Here is a 17,771-nt window from a genome sequence, read left to right as displayed (position 1 = left end):
TATTTTCAGACGAGGAGTGAACGTGTTTATGAAAAGCCAGCCGACAGAAATCGGAATGCCAGCAAGAATGGAATTAGCGGATTGACAGCCGGAGCCACAGGACGATGGGCTACCTCCCGTTCATCTCAATGGGAATGAACGGGCAATCGCGATGAGAGCAATTGTGTCAATCAATTTAGTGCGCAGCGATGCACTATGTCTGCCAGGAACAAAAGAGAACCTGGAATGACGCGGTCTGGGCACTCGCTCGAAACCGGTTCTTACCGAGCAGCAGCAATTGATTCGATGAAGCCACAAAACGGCATGTCGCCATTGATGACAGAAGACGGAGCTGCAACAGCCGCGGCAGGCGGGATTTCAGCCCTAACTTCGCCATAAGCAAGAACGGATAGTCAGAACAGTCAGGCCGGGGCGTCCGAATTTTTTTCTTACAGCTTTCGACAGTAAGTATTTTCAGGACCGAGTGCTCGGCGCAAACCGAGATTCGCTCGACTGAATTGCCAGTCGGCGAATTGCAGAAGCACCAGAGTGTTAAAAGCGTCGCAAACAAAAAGCACCATGTCCCGTTTAACCCGGGAAAGCCTGTCATTTTCCGTCTTTGTGGCGAATGCTACCGACCATACAGGTGAGCATCAAGACCGAAGAATTGAATAATCCGCAAAGAGTCGGAGATTGCCCCATATCATTCTCGCGAAAGGCTTTGAGTGCAGGTTGCCGTTCTACCGGCTGACGCCTATTATGGATGCGTATTTCCTGTTTCCACGAAAGTCCGTCCATGTCCGAGCGAATGGTTCTCGCGATGAGTGGCGGAGTCGATAGTTCGGCTGCCGCTTACTTGCTGCAACAGCAGGGTTACGAAGTCATCGGTCTTTTCATGCGCTCAGGCGCGACCGAGGAACTCGCCTGCGCCGTCACGCCCAGAGGAAAGTCACTTGACCTGCCGGTGGTCAACTTGAAAAGTCACAAACAGGGCTGCTGCTCGGCCTCGGATGCCGCCGATGCCCGCCGTGTCGCGGATGGGTTGGATATCCCGTTCCACGCGCTCAACTTCAAAGACGCCTTCACCCGCATCAAGGATTACTTCGCTGAAGAGTATCTGGCCGGACGCACTCCCAATCCCTGCGTGCAGTGCAACAACTGGCTGAAGTTCGGCAAGCTTTGGACGTTCGCGCAGCAGATCGGCGCGACCAAGATCGCGACCGGCCACTATGCACAAGTTCTCAGGGACGAAGCAACGGGACAAACGCGTCTCGTCCGTGGCATGGACAGCAAAAAGGACCAGTCCTACGTCCTGTTTGGAATCTCGCCTGACATCCTCCCGAACATTCTCTTTCCCGTCGGAGATAAGACGAAAGAAGAAATCCGCGAACTGGCCCGCAAAGCTGGGATCGTCACGGCTGAGAAAAAAGACTCGCAGGAGATCTGCTTCATTCCCGACAACAATTACATCGGCTTTATCGAAAAATATCGCGGCCCGCAGGAAACGGCGGGTGAACTGGTCGATACGGCTGGGAACGTCGTCGGTCAGCACACTGGCTTTCAGAACTACACCATCGGTCAGCGGAAAGGGCTCGGAGCTTTCGGCGGTCCGCGGTTCGTGTTGCGGATCGAGCCGGAAACGAAACGGGTCGTTATTGGCAGCTATGAAGAACTGGGCCAGAAGACCCTGCGTGCTGACCGCGTCAACTGGCTGATCACACCAGAATCAAACTCCTTCCGCTGCACGGCTCAGATCCGTTATCAGCATCAGGCTGCCGCTTGTTCGGTCAGTGTTGATGATGATGGCAACCTGTCAGTTGAATTCGACGAACCTCAATACGGCGTCACTCCTGGCCAGGCGCTTGTCCTCTACAACGAAGACAAAGTCATTGGCGGCGGTTGGATCATGCGTCAATAGTTTTCAGACCTTACGTTTCAAAGTCGTCCATGCCCGAGTACATCCCCGGCACCTGCAACATCGGTCCCAACGAAATCCGCATGCGGCAGACTCTAGCCTGGGTCTGTCTGCTGGTGACGATAGGGCTATCGGCTTACCTTTACCTGCTTCCCAGTCGTGAATTTCGCCTCATCGTGTTTCTCCCGTCGTTCGTCACTGCCGTCCTGTTCCTGCAGTCCGCGTTCAGCTTTTGCGTCCACTACGGATTTCAGGGCGTCTTCAATGTACAATCTTCGCTCGGCAAGACAGACACCATTGAGCAGGCCGAGTTTCGACAGCGTGACCGTCTGACAGCGATCAGAATCCTCGCCAGTGCAGCGGTCGTCGCGATGGTCTTCACCACGGCCTTTTATCTGATCCCTTAATTCGCCCCATTCCCGGAGGGAAGTGACGTGTTCATGACTCGCACACTCTGTCTTGCCATTATCTCGGCTTTGTTCATTGGCAACATCTCGGCTCAGGAGAAACTCCCGGGCGTTTACCCGAACCCTGACAGGTTCGAGACGCAGATCGTCGAGTTCGAAGAAAGTGACAAGACATCGCCTCCACCGACCGGTGCAGTCCTTTGCTACGGCAGTTCGAGCATTCGGTACTGGCACAAAAACCTCGCGGAAGACCTTGCCCCTTTGACGGTCATCCCCAGAGGCTTCGGCGGCAGCAACATGAACGACGCCCTGCATTTCGCAGACCGGGCCGTTCTTCCTTACAAGCCTCGCGCGATCCTCCTCTACGAAGGTGACAATGACATCGGCGCTGGCGTTTCACCGGAAGAAGTCATCGATACCTTCCGAAAGTTCGTTGCGAAAGTTCATTCGACTTTGCCTGAAACTCGCATCTACATCATCGCCATCAAACCAAGCATTCTCCGCTGGCGATTGTGGCCACAGATCCAGAAAACCAACGAACTCTTCGCTGCGGAATGCAAGAAGAACGACAAGCTGACCTACATTGACATCGCGACTCCCATGCTGACCCCCGAAGGCCTGCCACGCCCCGAACTCCTCTGCATGGACCGTCTCCACATGAATCGCCAGGGGTATGAACTATGGCGCGATATCGTCCAGCCGATTCTCGTGAAGAACGAGGGGTCGTTCGAAAAGACAAAGTAGTTCGACATGGAGTCGGCCTAAGCGGCATTCATCGCACATTTGGTGCGGTTCGCAAAGCCTCACCGGCACGCTACACCGTGAACTCTTCTTTTGTCTCCGCCAGCCACTTGTCGGTACTTTGTGCATCAACCGAGTGACACGCTTTCGTCAGGTTGTCCACGATTGATGACAGCCAGTTTCGCCATTCGACGGTCTCCCAGCCGGCTGGTGTGACATCCTGAAACTCGCCGCACAGCAGGATCATCCGCAGGGCATGTCGGAACACGGAGCCTTCCTCTTTGACGAGATCGTTGGCGCGGATGTACTTATCAAACTCGCCGTTGTATTTGAGCAATTCGCCAACGCACCAGCATGGCATAATCGCCAGATCGCCGATGCGTGGATACTCCGACTGGAACAACAGCTTGAGCTTGTCTGCCAGCGGCGGGGCGAAGTCTTCGAATGTCAGCGGGCCACTTCGAAAGTCTTCCGGTTCGTCGCTGGGGTATTGTCGACGCAGTTGTTCGGCGGTCACCAGCCCGCGGGAGAGAAGTTCTTCATCGAGCCGAGTCTGAGCCAAAGGACCGATTGGCAGCCGATCGGGTCGAGGGACGCGGACGAGCTTCGCGACCGAGACAGAGAGTTCGAGCAGGCTCTCCATCGCCTGAAGTCGCTCGTCTTCGTCCGCGATGTCAAAGTGCTTGAGCAGGAAGTTTCCGTAGATCGGATCGATGCTGCGGAACGCGAAGATCTCCTGCATCTTTTCGGTCGGTTCTGCCAACGTCGGGAAATAGGTGTCCGTTGGCATCTCGGTGGACTTGGCTTTCTTCGAGTCCGCTTGACTGGAAACAATCCCAGCCGTCTGTCGGGCTTCGGTGAGAAGCTGGCCAAACAGCCCGGCCTTCGTTGGGGCTGGTTCAGGTTCGACTTTAGCCGGTGCGTCCGCAGGATCAGATGTTTTCTTCTCGGGTTTCTTCTCCTCAGGCGGCGGAGGCGTCAAGGTGATATAACCTTCGCGATGCAATACTGTGAGCATGGTGACTAACTGCTTTTCTTCCCGTTCCATCGACTTCGGGTCGAGGAGGCGTTTGCGTACGAATCCACGCAGCTGTTCGACTTCATGTGAGTAACTCAACAGGTACGCCAGCAGTCTCCATGGCAGAACGCCGCGACTGACTAGCTTCGACGGCGCCGCCTCGCGCAGCTGCGACAGTTGAGCCTCGGTCCAGTACGTCTCGTTGGCATTCTTCGTCGGCATCTTCTTCTTCATCGCCTTCTTGGCTTTGATGAGATTGGGATCCTTCGTGTCCTCGGGGATCTGATCGTACTTCTGTTTCCAGCGATGCAGCTTCACATCGTCTTCATGGGCCAGTGCATAGACGTAGCCTTGGGTGTCATATTGCGGACGCCCGGCTCTCCCGAAGATCTGGTGAGCCGTGCTCGGCTCGATCAGCTTCTTGCGATCCTTCGGCCCTTTCACGATCGTCGTCATGACGACACTCCGCGCCGGCAGATTCATCCCCGCTGCGAGTGTTTCCGTACAGACGAGGACCGCCAGTAGCTTTTGCTGAAAGAGTTCTTCGACGATCCGTCGATATTTCGGCATGATTCCCGCATGGTGGACGCCGATGCCGCGCATGAGAATCTGCTTGAGTTTGGGACCGGCGCCGGTCGAGAAATCGACGTCGTTGACTTTCGCCTGCAGGATCTTTCGACGGGCTTCACTGACGAGCGTCTTGCCACGCAGCTGATCCGCAATCGACCAGCACTCTGCCCTTGAGAAACAGAAGACCAGCGCGGGGGTATGTGCGAAGTCATCGTCACCGTCGGCCATGATCTCCAGTTGCTCATCGAGCAGCTGATCAGGAATCCATTTGAAGTTCAACGGCACCTTGCGCTCGGTTCCCTGAACGAGTTCCAGATGACGACCATGCTTAACGCGTAACCAGCCCAGGAATTCGAGCGCATTCCCGACGGTCGCCGAGAGCAGCATCAGACGCACACGTGCAGGCATCAGCGCCAGCGAGAGTTCCCAGACGACACCCCGACTCGGGTCGGAGAAGCTGTGAAACTCGTCCATGACGACGCCGCTGACATGATCGAAATCAAACTCATCGCCATGCAGCAGTCGGTTGAGAAGGATCTCTGCAACCACGACCAGGATCTTCGCCTGCGGATTGACCTTCCGGTTCCCCGTCACCAGCCCGACATCGCTTTCCGAGTAGCCCCAGCGGACCACAGAGGCTTTGATCTCATCAAACTTCTGCTCCGTCAGCGCGATCAATGGGGTCGTGTAATAGGCGGTCGTCCCGGTCTTCAGTGCTTCGAAGAGAACCGCTTCCGCGATGAGAGTCTTCCCGGTCCCCGTGGGCGCGCTGACCATGACTCCTTCCTTCGACGTGAACCAAGCCAGCAAGGCTTCCTCCTGCACCGGGTAGGGAGGATAAAGCAGCGTATCGAGGTATTCCGAAGCGAGGTCATCGCGAGTAGGCATGAGAAATCCAGAGAGCTGAAAGGCAAAGGACGCATGGACGTGCAGAGTTTCAGGGATGGTAGAGGATAGGGCATCAGATAAAAAGTGTGATTTGCGAACCAGCTTGGGGAGCGTGTGTCGAGGTGTTAGACTTGAGCCATTGAGTTGCTTTTGAAAATTTAAGGTCTCCCGATGAATTCTGCTCGCCACCTGTTCGCCAATGAAATGGCCGTCGATCCATCATGGGTTTATCTTGACCATGCCGCTGTCGCGCCGCTCCCTCCAGCGACAGCCGCCGCCATCATCGACTGGGTGCGCAGTGTCGAACAATTCGGCTGTGCCAACTGGCCTGCGTGGCGGGCCAAGCTGGAAGACCTGCGTGGGACAGCTGCCCGATTGATCAACGCCAGCACCGATGAAATGGCTCTGATTCGCAGCACGACCGAAGGCATCAACTTCGTTGCAGAAGGCTTTCCATTTCGTGAAGGTGACAACGTCGTCGTCCCAGCGAATGAATTCCCCTCCAACCTGTTTCCCTGGATGAATCTGAAGCGACGCGGCGTCGAAGTCCGTATCGTTCCTGTTGATGATGGGCAAGTCAATCTCGAGCGACTCAACGAAGCCTGCGATTCAAAGACCCGTATCGTCGCCGCCAGTTGGGTCTCGTTCAATAGTGGTCACCGCATCGATCCGTCACAGCTGGCGGAGATCGCCCACAGGCATGGAGCGCTCGCATTCCTCGATGCCATCCAGGGGCTCGGAATGTTTCCGCTCGATGTCAAAGCCTCCGGGATCGACTTCCTCGCCGCAGACGGCCACAAATGGCTGCTCGGTCCAGAAGGGGCTGGGGTGTTTTATATCAAAGCCGAACACCTCAACCTGCTCGATCCTGTGAGCATCGGCTGGAACAGTGTCGAGTCGTCTTACAACTTCGACACTCCGGAACTGAACGTCAAAAAGACGGCTCAACGCTACGAAGGGGGCACCTACGCCATGCCCGGCTTCCAGGGCTTGAAAGCCTCACTCGACCTGTTTGAGAAGTTCGGCATCAAGGCGATCTCGGAATCGCTTCACGAAGTCACCAATGAACTAGTCAGCCACATGGAGTCCCTCGGCGGGCGAACGACTGCCAACAGAAGTGATGACCACTGGTCGGGGATTGTCCCGTTTGAGTTCGCAGGACACGATCCGATGGAGATTCGCAACAAGCTGTTTGAGAAGAAAGTTCTCTGCAGTGTCCGCGGCGGAAAGGTACGCTTCAGCCCTCATGCTTATACAACGCCTGAGATGCTGCAACGGCTGACGGATCATCTGGCAACGATCTTGCACTCGTAGGGTCCTCTGTGCGGACCGTGAAACGTGTTAATATCAGATTGGTCGCCGAGCTGATATAAGGCCGCATTTGATGGTCCGCACAGCGGACCCTACATCAATCACATAGCGCCCAGATCTCGGCTTTGCTGAGTCCGGTGTGGTCGCCCGTGAAGCGCTGATAGGGACCATTCATCCAGATGGCTGGAATGACAAACCCTTTCGAAGTCAGCGAGCGAAAGTAAACCCGCAACCACGTCGGCATCGTTTTCATCGCCGCGTCATAACGGGACGCATCGATCTTCCCGGCATGGCCGACGATCAACGAAGCCCGCTTCATTCCCATCCCGGCTCGCGCGCCCACATCGCCGAGGACCATGATCGTTCCTGCGATCGCGTCGACTCCGCAGTCATCGCCAACGTTTCCAGCAATCGCGATCAGGCCACGACGCAGTCTCGCCCCGACGTTATTGCCTGCATTGCCGCTGACGTGGATTTCGCCGCCACGCATGCCTGCGTTGTTCCCCGGCGATGCGCCGCCAAGGTCGTTGCCGACGCTCCCGATGATCTTCAAGAAACCGCCAGTCATATCGACTGCGAGACGATGGCCTGCGTCACCGTTGACGATCACTTCCCCCGCCTTCAGACCGACGGCGATTCCATGAACGCGGGAGGTGCAATTCTTGATTGTCATTCGTGACTGGCTATCAGCAATTTGATCGATCTGGCAGACGGTCGACAGTCGTTGCGAGGACTTCCCGATACGGATCGGAATCTCCTCCAATTCGCTCGCCGACAGATTCCAAAGCCTGTTCCATGGCAGCGAGGACAGGTCGATATCGGACGTCAGTTTGTCTGACAAAGTGAGTTGAAAAGACATCGCCAACAGGACCTCTCCCTGCAGAAACTTGAGCCACTTCATTTTAGCGATCGTGTGGCGGAACTGCATCAACGCCAATTGCCCATGTTGCCTTTTCGCGACGTTTTGCCGTCAAAATGCGAAGATCTGTTACGGAACGCAATTTGCCTCGTTGAGACTGCTAAGTAACGCCGTTACAGTGCGAACGCATTCTTACCCTCGGGTGCCATCATGTTTCAATACAACCAGATCACGTCGCTGTCCGAACTGGATGAGTTCCAGGACGAATGGCGTGGGCTGTGTGACAGGGCACCGGACGGAGCGTCGCTGTTTCGAAGTTTCGAGTGGTATCAGGCCGTTGTCAGTCGTTACGAAAATGTTCTTCAGCCACGAGCCTTGGCGATCTATCTGGCAGGTCGTCCTGTCGGGATCATGCCGCTGGTTGAGCAAAAGTCTGGAAAGAACGTCACACTGCGAATGGTGCCAACGCTCTGGCCTTCTCCCATGCTGCCAGTCGGGCCGAATCTCGCAGCTGTTTTTACAGGGACTGCAAAGTTCGTCAACTCGCTATGCGACTTCGATCTCTACGAAGTCGGCCCGATCGATCGGCCAGGTCTTGACCAGGGCCGAGCTGAGAATAGTTTTCGCATCGTGGACCAAAAACCTGTCACGCGAAAGAGCTGGACTCAGCACATCATTGATCTAACGACTGTTGAGAACGCCGAGAGTCGGCTTTGCAAAGAACTGACGAAGCATCAGTTCCGGTTTGGAAAAGAACTGCCAGCTATCACGCTTCATCGTTTTCGCAGTGGCGAGGCGACCAATCTGACATCGAAACTGATCCGACGCCTCAACTCCGCTTATCCTGATGACTGGCCGGAGGCACGAAGATGCCGTCTTATTTCGCTGATTGAGATGCTGGATTCGCAGAACCTGCTGGATGCAACCATCGTGTGTCAGTCCGGCAAACTCATCTCCCTCCTGATCGCGCACGCGACCGAGTTCGGGATGGAGGGGGGACTATTTCTGTCGCCTACTGAGACCGGCGTCGATCTGCTGATCGGCGAACTCACCAAAGACGGTCTGAGTCGAGGCCACCAGAACTATCGTCTATCCAGCTATTCCTCCTCCGAAAATGCCAGCCTCTTGCCATGGGCTAGTCGATTGACTGTCCCGACGACCTACCAGCAGTCTGTTCTCTTTTCGCAGACGGGCCTGGGATCGCGCTGGAACGCGCTGCTTGGAAAGCCCCTGGGACATCAAGAACCAATCCCATCGATCGATGAGATTGATCTGGCAGTCCCTGTTCGCGAAACAATCCCACTCAGGCCGCATTCCCCTGCGACATCGGCGCTGCGTCTTTTCACGCCCAGACGCTGATGTCCTGCAGACCAACTCCGTGCCTCTCATCAGAAGGCAACGAAAACTAACCACGGATCAACACAGATAGACACAGATAGACACAGATCAAACAAACCAATACTGAGAAGAAATCATTTCTCTCTCCTATCTGCGTTCATCTGCGGTTCTAATTTCTTCCTATCCGTGTTTCTTCGTGTCCATCCGTGGTTGGGTTTCTCCCTCTCTGGATTTCTCCGTGCATGTCAGCCGTGAACGTGTTATCGGTTTCGTCGTCGCTCGATCAGATTGTCGATGAGGCCGCCGATCGCGCCTGCACCGATCTGCTTACCGAAGTCGGCCATGTTGCGCAGGTCGACCTGCGGCTGTGACAATGTCCCGCCGACGGCGATATTGACTGACTGCCCGGCCATGCTCGCCAGGAGCGGACGATTCTGGACCCATTTGTCCGGAATGCCCATCGCGAAATTCAGGTCGAGGCGTTTATCAATCGCACCGATTGAGCCCGTCGAGACGAGTCGCACATCGCCCACCTGATAGGCCAGGTCTCGATGCGAGACTTTACCCTGGTCAACAACCAGCGTGACGCGCTGCTCGGGAATGCCGATCCATTGCACGTCGGGTTGCAGAACACCGCCGACAATCCCTCCGAGCCCCCTGCCCGGCTCGCGACCAATCGTCGACTGCATCTGCGAGATCATGCCTGCGACCTGCTGCATCAGCGGTCCTGGTCCCAGTCTCGCCTGATGAAACGTGAGGGCAAGTTCGGAACGCTGCATCGCCAGCTGGCTGACTTTCGCTTTGATCTGAGGGAGTTCAAGAGTGAATGTTCCTTCGATCGCCGTTGCTTCCGCAAACAGTGGCGAAACATAGAGCAGCCAGCGGCGTGAGAGATCGGTGTTGATCCCCGCACGGTCAATCTTCACGCCGGCGGGCACCATGACAATGGGATCGTTGGTGTCTGTGATATCAAACGCAGAGGTCAGGTCGACTCGTCCACCCAGCAGGTTGAGGGGCGTCGGCCTCAACGAGACGATGTTATTCTTCATCCCGACGTCCATTGTCCCTGCACCGAGATCAAAAGTCTCATACCCGATGTTCTGCCAGCTGATTCTCGTCGCAGCACTGAACTCGGGATTGAACGTGCGTTTGTCAGGCTCACCCGCTACTTGCGACGGAGTAATTTGCCACAGAGGCCCCTGCAGCCGAAAGTCACCTGTCTTCAAACTGTCAACTCGCACATTCATCGAAGTCAGTTTCGCTTTGACGGCGTTATCCAGCAGCCGCTGATCTATGGCAGTCCGCCCTGTGATGTCGTAGACCTGTCGCGTCGAAAGCTCTTTGATATCGCCAGCAATTTCGATCGACACTTCCGTGCTCGTTAACCGCAGGATTTCCGCCACGAAAGCATCGCTGGCTGCGGTGTACTGTCCACGAAATTGCAATTCACTGGCGGAGTTCGACCAGATCCGCTGTCGCTCAGCGGAGCCAGCAGCCACCGGTTCATCAATCGCCCAGGACGCGAGCTGCGTGACGAGGTCAACCGCGTTTGTCTGTGGATTGATTGAACCGCGGATCTTGACATCAGGCGACGAGAAAATCGATTTGCCCAGGTACTCTTCACCCGAAACATCCAGCCCAGCGATCGACAGATCGATCTTGATCAATTCCCCCTGCTCATTGGCTTCTGAAGGGATGACGCCCTCGATCGTACCGTTGAGAATGCCACGCAGGTTTAATCCGGGAGCTTTTGACTCCAGCACAGGTGCCAGCAGTGTCAAAGGGACATCGCCAGTTTGAGTCACGAATTTCGTCCCTCGTTCCACTGGTTCCAGATCGAGAGCAAACTTGCCTGTCTGGCCATTGTGAGCCAGATCAAATCGGGTCTTGGTCATCAGCTCTTCGCTAGCGGAGCTGTACTTCACGTCTGCTTCGATATGGGAGACATCGATCTTCTCCCCTTTGACTTTGTCTTCAACCAGAGCAGTCCCCTCACTGATGCGAACGTTGTAAACGCTTTCCGCTTCGCTGTCATCGCTGCTGAGGCGTTCGATCAGGCGTTCAACATTCGTTCCGTTTTCGTCAATGATCAAATGCAGATGGGGCTTCGAGATCACGAGCTCATAGTTAGGCGACTTTTGTTGCAGCAGATCCCATAAGGATGCCGCTGTATTGACTCCGCCGAGATTGAGGACTTCGCCGTTCTCATCGTGAATCTTCAGGCCCGACAGGGCGATCGGCTGGTTCCATGCCAGCGTCGCGCCATCGATTTCGAAGCGGGCTTGCTTGTCTTTGTACGCTGTATTGAGCAGTCCCGCGAGGACGCCTGGCTGCGAGAGAATCTGCGGCAGGAAGTAACCTGCCACCGGGATCGCGACGATCAGCAGCAGGGGGAGCTTCCACCATAATCCCCAGGACTTTTTCTTCTTGTTTTTCTGACTGATCTCGGGTGTTTGTTCGGATTCAAAATCGTTCGACATGCGCTCCATCTTTCTTTTGCCTGAACTCTCCAGACAAATCCATTCTCCTAAGGTGATAACCAAGCATTGAATGTCGTTTTTCAGCGGAGAACTTGCAAGGGCATCTTGACGAACGAACTGGCCTGTGATCCCGAAAATGACTTGAATTAAACTTTGGCAGAGTTGCGTGATTTGTAAAAATCGGTTGAAATTGCATCCCCAACGCGTCGAAGAAAAAAGGCAGGACATTCACCTTTGCACGTGTTGAACCTTCTGGTACTTTGACTTGGTCATCTTTGAGCAACACCTCATCGGTTGTTCGTCACTCACACAGCCCGTCAGTTGTCGTTTGGAACGCACAGAGACTGACCCGCTGCCAAGATAAAGAGCACAGTCGTGCTCCTCACCCATCAGCACTCGGCAAGGAGGCCGTCGTGTCACTAAAAATTCATCAGCCAGACCAACTGCAAATCCGCTGGCTTATCCGACGCGACATGGAAGAAGTTCTGGCGATCGAGCAAGCCAGCTTCGAGTTTCAGTGGACCGAGGAAGATTTCCTCTGCTGCCTGCGACAACGCAACTGCATCGGAATGGTCGCCGAGCAGGATGGCAAGATCGTCGGCTTCATGATCTACGAACTCCACAAATCTCGCCTGCACATCCTGAACTTCGCAGTCTCCCCAGGCTACCGACGCCAACAAATCGGCCAGCGAATGATTCAGCGACTGATCGATAAGCTCTCGCAACAGCGCCGACGCGAAATCGTGACCGAAGTCCGAGAGTCCAACCTCTCGGCTCAACTCTTCTTCAAGAGCCTCGGCTTCCTCGCCATCACCATCGTCCGCGGCCGTTACGAAGACACCGAAGAAGCCGCCTACATCATGAGCTACCTGCTCATCGAAGAATCCGCGGAAGAAACGACCTTCAAGCCAACCAATCGCATCAGCAGCTACGACCTGTACGACCGCGACGCGGCGTGACAGACGATCGGCGAACTGATAAAACCAAAGGGGGGCTTAAGGCCCCCTTTTCTTTTGCGCGACGCTCGACTTTCTCTCACCACCTGAATTTGAAAAGCCACTATGAGAAAAGTGCCTCTTGAGATACTTTTCTCGTGCCTGTGTGGGGCAACAGTATTCCTTTTGTTGAATCTGATTGCCTGGAAACATCATCGTGGCGAGATGTATGTCTGCAAGAATCAAGGCTACACCGTAATCAAACTACGTCGTCTCGATGGCAAAGTTCAAGAATTTCATAAGCTTCAGAATCGTTTTCCTGCAAATCTCAATGAACTTGAAACAACGGAAGATTTGCTTTCCGACGAGTGGGGGCGACCTTTCGAGTTCGAAAGCCGAGATGATGGCTACGAAATTTTCTCGCTCGGAAAAGACGGCAGCAGAGGGGGTATCGGACTGGATGCCGACCTTTATCACGATAGGCGAAATCAAGAAGTGAGATTGCCTACACTTGCGCAATTCTTCATGGAAACTGACGAGAACGAAGTTGATGCTTCTGGTTTCCAAAGAGCAGGACTGTATGCCGGAAGCATGATTGCACTGATGATATTTGTGAGTTTGAGAAAGCTGCCGAAAGATCACAGAATTCTTACGTGGGTTGCGCTGTTTCAGGCTCTTGGATTTGTCGTACTGGCTGTGGTCATCGGGTCCGTCATGTTGCCTTTACATATACCGAGCGGACACTGATGCGATTTCGATATCTCCATGATGAGCTTTTTCTCGTGTCACTGGTTCTCTACTTTGTGAATCGCCTCATTCTGAAGCCACTCACTACAAACGAATTCTTCCAAGGGTACTTTAACGACCTTATTTGCATCCCATTTCTCTTACCCGTCGTTCTATCACTCGCCCGGTACTGCAGGACCCGAACAAGCGACCTGCCACCTAGCGCGTTCGAAATCCTGATCGCGATCATCGTCTGGTCGGTCATGTTCGAGATCATTTTTCCACAGAGTCCCTATTGGTCTCAGTGGGTCACAGCAGATGCCTACGATACGCTCTGGTACACAACCGGTGGATTTTTCTCCTTCTGGTGCTGGCAATGGAGGTACGGCAATCGTGTCCAATGACTTTCCCGGTGCTTACGCTCCCTGCTTCGCCAGCGCCGCCTCCACAAACCCCTTAAACAACGGGTGCGGCTTTGAGGGTTTGCTCTTGAACTCCGGGTGGTACTGCACCGCGACGAACCAGGGGTGATCCTTGAGTTCGACCACTTCGACCAGTTTTCCAGATGGGCTTAGTCCCGCAAAGACCATCCCTGCTTGACTGCAGCGGTCGCGGTAATCGGGGTTGAACTCGTACCGGTGTCGGTGACGTTCCATGATTTCGTCGGCGTTGTAGCAGCGCTGGGCGATCGTGCCGCTGGTCAGTTTGCAGGGTTGAGCGCCGAGGCGCATCGTGCCACCTTTGCGCGTGATCGTGCGCTGTTCTTCCAGCATGCAGATGACGGGATCTGCTGTATCGGTCACGAACTCCGTGCTGTTGGCATCCTTGAGTCCAAGGACATGACGTGCAAATTCAATCACCGCTGTCTGCATTCCCAGGCAGATTCCAAAGTACGGAATCTTGTTCTCTCGCGCATACTGAATTGCTTTGATCTTTCCTTCGATGCCGCGGTAGCCAAAGCCACCGGGAACGAGGATACCGTGGACGCCTCTGAGCAGATTCGCAGCGTCTTCCCCTTCCAGTTCAGCGGACTCGATTCGCTTAACGAGAACTTTTGTCTTGCAGGAAATCCCCGCGTGATCGAGGGACTCGTAGATCGACTTGTACGCGTCCTTGTGCTCGATATACTTCCCGACCACTGCGATGGTCACTTCATGTTCTGGATGACGATTGCGGTGCATTAATTCACGCCAGTCGTCCAACTCCAGATGACGGGCGCGACCAGCCAGTCCCAGCTTGTTGATGATCAGTTCGTCGATCTTGTTCTCGGCCAGCCCCAGCGGCACTTCGTAAATCGAAAACTCTTTGTCGACCTCTTCGATGACGGCGTTCTTCTCGACGTTGCAGAAGAGGGCGATCTTATCGGCGTTATCACGTCCGAGGGGGCGTTCACACCGGACGACCAGAATGTCGGGTTGAATCCCGATCTGACGCAGCTGACCGACACTGTGCTGTGTTGGCTTGGTTTTCAGCTCTTTCGCGGCTTTCAAATAAGGCACAAGGGTCAAGTGGATGAACAGGCAGTTTTCCTTGCCAACTTCGAGCGGAATCTGGCGAATTGCTTCGAGGAACGGCAGTCCTTCGATATCGCCAACAGTCCCGCCGAGCTCGGTGATGACAACATCCACATCCGGACGGGCCAGCTTTTTGACACCCAGTTTAATTTCATCGGTGATGTGGGGAATCACCTGCACGGTCGCGCCGAGGTACTCGCCGCGGCGTTCTTTTTCGATGACCGACAGGTAGATTTGCCCCGTCGTGTAGTTCGATTCGCGAGACAGCGGCGAATTCGTAAACCGCTCGTAGTGCCCCAAGTCGAGGTCGGTCTCGGAACCGTCGTCGAGCACATAAACTTCGCCGTGCTGGTAGGGAGACATCGTCCCCGGATCGACGTTCAGATACGGGTCAAGCTTCTGCATCCGGACCGTCAGCCCCCGTCGCTCGAGCAAAAGAGCGATCGAAGACGCGGTCAGCCCTTTTCCTAGCGAACTGACAACACCACCAGTAACAAAAATGTGTTTCGTAGGCACGAGAACCGAATCCTAAAGCAGGTTTGCCACAGAGAGCACAGAGGCCTCAGAGAAGAAGCGACGCGTGCCAACAAGACGAAGTCGGCTGTCCTCTTCTCAGTGATCTCTGCCCCTTTGGTAGCTAATTTCAGGGCATTGAGTTGTCACGGCAACCAGCGAAATTCCGGACTGAGCTAGTGTGACAAGTTTCGCGATTTTTTCCAGCGTCGGCGATCACTTCTGAGTCGAGCGATATCTCGCGACAAATGCCGCATAATCCGACGGGGTATCAATTCCGAAGGAATGACCACTCACGGTCGCGATCTGGATAATCATTCCCGCTTCCAGAGCCCGCAATTGTTCGAGTCGCTCCATTTGTTCCAGTTTGGAGGGTGGAAGTTTTGTGATCCTCAGCAGATCCTCGCGACGGTAGGCGTATGCCCCCATGTGCAACAGCCAGGGGGAGGGCTGGCCGTCCAGTTTTTCCATCACATCCTCAATCGGCATGTCACGCGAATGCGGAATCAGCGAGCGACTGAAATAGAGCGCCCGTCCGCTTGAGGTGACCGTCACCTTAACGGCGGAGGGATCTTTCAGCTTTGCCACATCATAAAGGGGGCAGGCCGGAGTCGCGATGCTGGCTTCCGGGTGTTCTTTGAGGGCGTTCACCATCGCATCAACACTCTCCGCTGCCATCTCCGGCTCGTCACCCTGAATGTTGACGATAATATCCGGTTGCTTAGGAAGCTTCAGTATGGCCTCGGCGATGCGATCGGTTCCGCTGGGATGCTCCCCCGTCATGATGACGCTCGCCCCGACGGCCCGGCAGGCGAATTCAATTCGCTCCGAATCCGTCGCGACGTAGACCTCATCCAGCGATTTCGTCGCCCGCGCCGCTTCCCACGTATGTTGAATCAAGGTCTTGCCGGTTTCTGCCAGCAGCATTTTTTCGGGAAGTCGAGTCGACGACAAACGGGCGGGAATAATACCAACAACGTGCATTTGAGCCTCCATGCAAAGGATGACCCAGAAATATCGGACGCGGTTCGGCTCGTCAATCCCGGCCGGGTAGAGAAGACTGGAACGCAGAGATCGCGGAGGGGAGCAGAGGACGCGGAGAAGATATTTTTTAATTAACGCAAAGGCGCGAAGACGCGACGGAAAGCAAAAGGAACTGAATTCAGAGAATTGTCGAAGGAGAAATCAGAACTCCGCGATCCCTGCTCCACTCCGCGAGCTCTGCGTTTCAACTATCTCCCCTGCATCAGGTCGAGGCCCGCTGTGATCGTAAAACGATTTCTGTCACTTCGGGCAGGCAGTTGTAACGAATCGCGACCCGGGCCGAGATTCCCCTTGAGACGTGCATCAACGTCGGACGTTCATCAATGACCCCGCTGGCATATTTGACTCCGTAACGACTTGGCGAGTAGACAGGGCCATAGAATGGAATTCGGATCTGCCCGCCGTGATTGTGGCCTGCGAGCATCAGGTCGAACTCTTGACGCCGTGCCCAGGCAATCGTGTCCGGGGTGTGACTGATGAGGAGCCGAAAGTCCGTTCCCGCGAAGTCTGGAATGTCCGTCGGCAGATGCCCCATCCAGGGGAACTCGCTGCCATAAATGCCAATCGTTGTCCCATTGATTTCGAGAACCACTGACTCGTTATTGAGAACGGTCCAGTCGATGTCTCGCAATTGATTCCGCAGAATCTCCGGATCGCCGAACGCCCAGTCGTGATTTCCGAGAATCGCGAATCGCCCGTATTTGGCATTCACACGAGAGAATGTCGTCGTCAACCACTCAGCCTGACTCGGATCGTCGACCAGATCCCCCGAGAAAATTGCTAAGTCGTACTCTGTCTGAGAAATTCGTTCAAAAACCGCCTCGAAAAATTCCCTCGGGATATCCCCCAGAAAGTGAACATCGCTGAAATGCAGGATTCGCAGTCCATCAAGTTGCGCGGGTAAGTGAAAAAGGTCCAGCCGTTTGCGGTTGAACTCACACCGGCGTGATTCGTTCCCCGGAAACTTCGCCACGATGGCCTTGGGGCGCCAGCCAACAACCGGAAAAGCGTGGGTTTCCGCCCGAGTAAATCGTGAAAGAACCTCTTCATGCGACAACCTTTGAGACATCCTCCATTGCAGCTGATTCCGCAGATAGCCCCAGAGAATCCCAACCCAGCCCAGCCAACAGACCCAGGTAAAAAAACGAATTATGTCCCCAGTAACAGGATTGGACGTCGATTGTTCCTTCCATGCCACCACTGCAATAATGAAAGGCCCCACGAGCATCGGCAGGTCATGAATGATGACGCGAATCAGGCTGAGCTTGTGATCTTGAATCGGCAAACTCAAAAACCGATTACAGACAGCAACTGGCCACCAGCAATACCCCAGCCATAACCAAACGTAATACAAAAATATGAGCATTCTGCCCGCACTAAAGTCGAGTTGTTCCATCCGAATGTCCCTCGGTTTTAACGCCACTGTTCACCTGACGCCACCCGTGCGACGACTTCTTCATCCTGCTTTCCTAGAATTTAGAATGTTATTAGCCACAGAGGACACAGAGGTCACCGAGGAAGATCAAAGTCTGT

At 54.7% G+C, this 17,771-nt stretch carries 13 protein-coding genes; 7 read left to right on the top strand and 6 right to left on the bottom strand.

Annotated elements, in window-relative coordinates; all coding sequences use genetic code 11:
* Positions 1–775: 775 nt before the first annotated feature.
* From mnmA to SH248x_RS04750, 3 genes are read left to right on the top strand one after another with little or no spacing between them, the layout of a single operon-like run.
* Positions 776–1,897 carry an MnmA/TRMU family protein gene (gene mnmA, locus SH248x_RS04760; protein ID WP_459557374.1) on the top strand — a complete coding sequence of 374 codons (1,122 nt, stop codon included), beginning with the start codon at positions 776–778 and terminating at the stop codon, positions 1,895–1,897.
* A 29-nt stretch (positions 1,898–1,926) separates the two neighbouring features.
* Positions 1,927–2,301 (top strand): hypothetical protein, encoded by a 375-nt coding sequence (locus SH248x_RS04755; RefSeq protein WP_459557373.1) that lies wholly within the window; start codon positions 1,927–1,929, stop codon positions 2,299–2,301.
* Positions 2,302–2,334: 33 nt separating this feature from the next.
* Complete coding sequence (locus SH248x_RS04750) at positions 2,335–3,045, top strand: SGNH/GDSL hydrolase family protein (protein WP_459557372.1); 711 nt, start codon at positions 2,335–2,337, stop codon at positions 3,043–3,045.
* A gap of 70 nt (positions 3,046–3,115) precedes the next feature.
* Here SH248x_RS04750 and SH248x_RS04745 read toward each other — a convergent pair whose 3' ends face one another.
* On the bottom strand, positions 3,116–5,518 hold the full coding sequence (locus tag SH248x_RS04745; protein ID WP_459557371.1) for a DEAD/DEAH box helicase: 2,403 nt from the start codon (positions 5,516–5,518) through the stop codon (positions 3,116–3,118).
* Positions 5,519–5,689: 171 nt separating this feature from the next.
* Between SH248x_RS04745 and SH248x_RS04740 the strand changes: the two genes are divergently transcribed.
* Positions 5,690–6,832, top strand: a complete 1,143-nt coding sequence (locus SH248x_RS04740; protein WP_459557370.1) for an aminotransferase class V-fold PLP-dependent enzyme — start codon at positions 5,690–5,692, stop codon at positions 6,830–6,832.
* Between the two features lie 94 nt (positions 6,833–6,926).
* Here the strand turns inward: SH248x_RS04740 and SH248x_RS04735 are convergent, their stop codons facing one another.
* Complete coding sequence (locus SH248x_RS04735; RefSeq protein WP_459557369.1) at positions 6,927–7,730, bottom strand: hypothetical protein; 804 nt, start codon at positions 7,728–7,730, stop codon at positions 6,927–6,929.
* Between the two features lie 168 nt (positions 7,731–7,898).
* Between SH248x_RS04735 and SH248x_RS04730 the strand changes: the two genes are divergently transcribed.
* Positions 7,899–9,047, top strand: coding sequence for a GNAT family N-acetyltransferase (locus tag SH248x_RS04730; RefSeq protein ID WP_459557368.1), 1,149 nt, complete (start codon positions 7,899–7,901; stop codon positions 9,045–9,047).
* Between the two features lie 239 nt (positions 9,048–9,286).
* On the opposite strand, the gene SH248x_RS04725 is transcribed toward SH248x_RS04730, so the two are convergent.
* Positions 9,287–11,506 carry an AsmA family protein gene (locus SH248x_RS04725; protein WP_459557367.1) on the bottom strand — a complete coding sequence of 740 codons (2,220 nt, stop codon included), beginning with the start codon at positions 11,504–11,506 and terminating at the stop codon, positions 9,287–9,289.
* 413 nt (positions 11,507–11,919) lie between these two features.
* On the opposite strand from SH248x_RS04725, the gene rimI reads away from it, so the two are divergent.
* Together rimI and SH248x_RS04715 are read left to right on the top strand one after the other, a co-directional pair.
* Complete coding sequence (gene rimI / locus SH248x_RS04720) at positions 11,920–12,465, top strand: GNAT family protein (RefSeq protein WP_459557366.1); 546 nt, start codon at positions 11,920–11,922, stop codon at positions 12,463–12,465.
* A gap of 102 nt (positions 12,466–12,567) precedes the next feature.
* Positions 12,568–13,188: a type II secretion system protein GspG gene (locus SH248x_RS04715; protein ID WP_459557365.1), complete on the top strand. Its 621-nt coding sequence runs from the start codon at positions 12,568–12,570 to the stop codon at positions 13,186–13,188.
* A gap of 395 nt (positions 13,189–13,583) precedes the next feature.
* Here the strand turns inward: SH248x_RS04715 and SH248x_RS04710 are convergent, their stop codons facing one another.
* From SH248x_RS04710 to SH248x_RS04700, 3 genes are all read right to left on the bottom strand, one after another.
* A complete protein-coding gene (locus tag SH248x_RS04710) occupies positions 13,584–15,197 on the bottom strand; it encodes a CTP synthase (RefSeq protein ID WP_459557364.1) in 1,614 nt (537 codons plus the stop codon).
* A gap of 213 nt (positions 15,198–15,410) precedes the next feature.
* Positions 15,411–16,178, bottom strand: a complete 768-nt coding sequence (kdsB, locus tag SH248x_RS04705; protein ID WP_459557363.1) for a 3-deoxy-manno-octulosonate cytidylyltransferase — start codon at positions 16,176–16,178, stop codon at positions 15,411–15,413.
* 262 nt (positions 16,179–16,440) lie between these two features.
* Entirely contained in the window at positions 16,441–17,634 is a 1,194-nt protein-coding gene (locus tag SH248x_RS04700) for a metallophosphoesterase (protein ID WP_459557362.1), read from the bottom strand.
* Between the last annotated feature and the right edge of the window lie 137 nt (positions 17,635–17,771).

Source organism: Lacunimicrobium album (assembly GCF_052161635.1).
Taxonomy (GTDB): domain Bacteria; phylum Planctomycetota; class Planctomycetia; order Planctomycetales; family Planctomycetaceae; genus SXPC01.
Note: the sequence above shows the minus strand (reverse complement) of the source record. Positions and strands in the feature narration are given on the sequence as shown.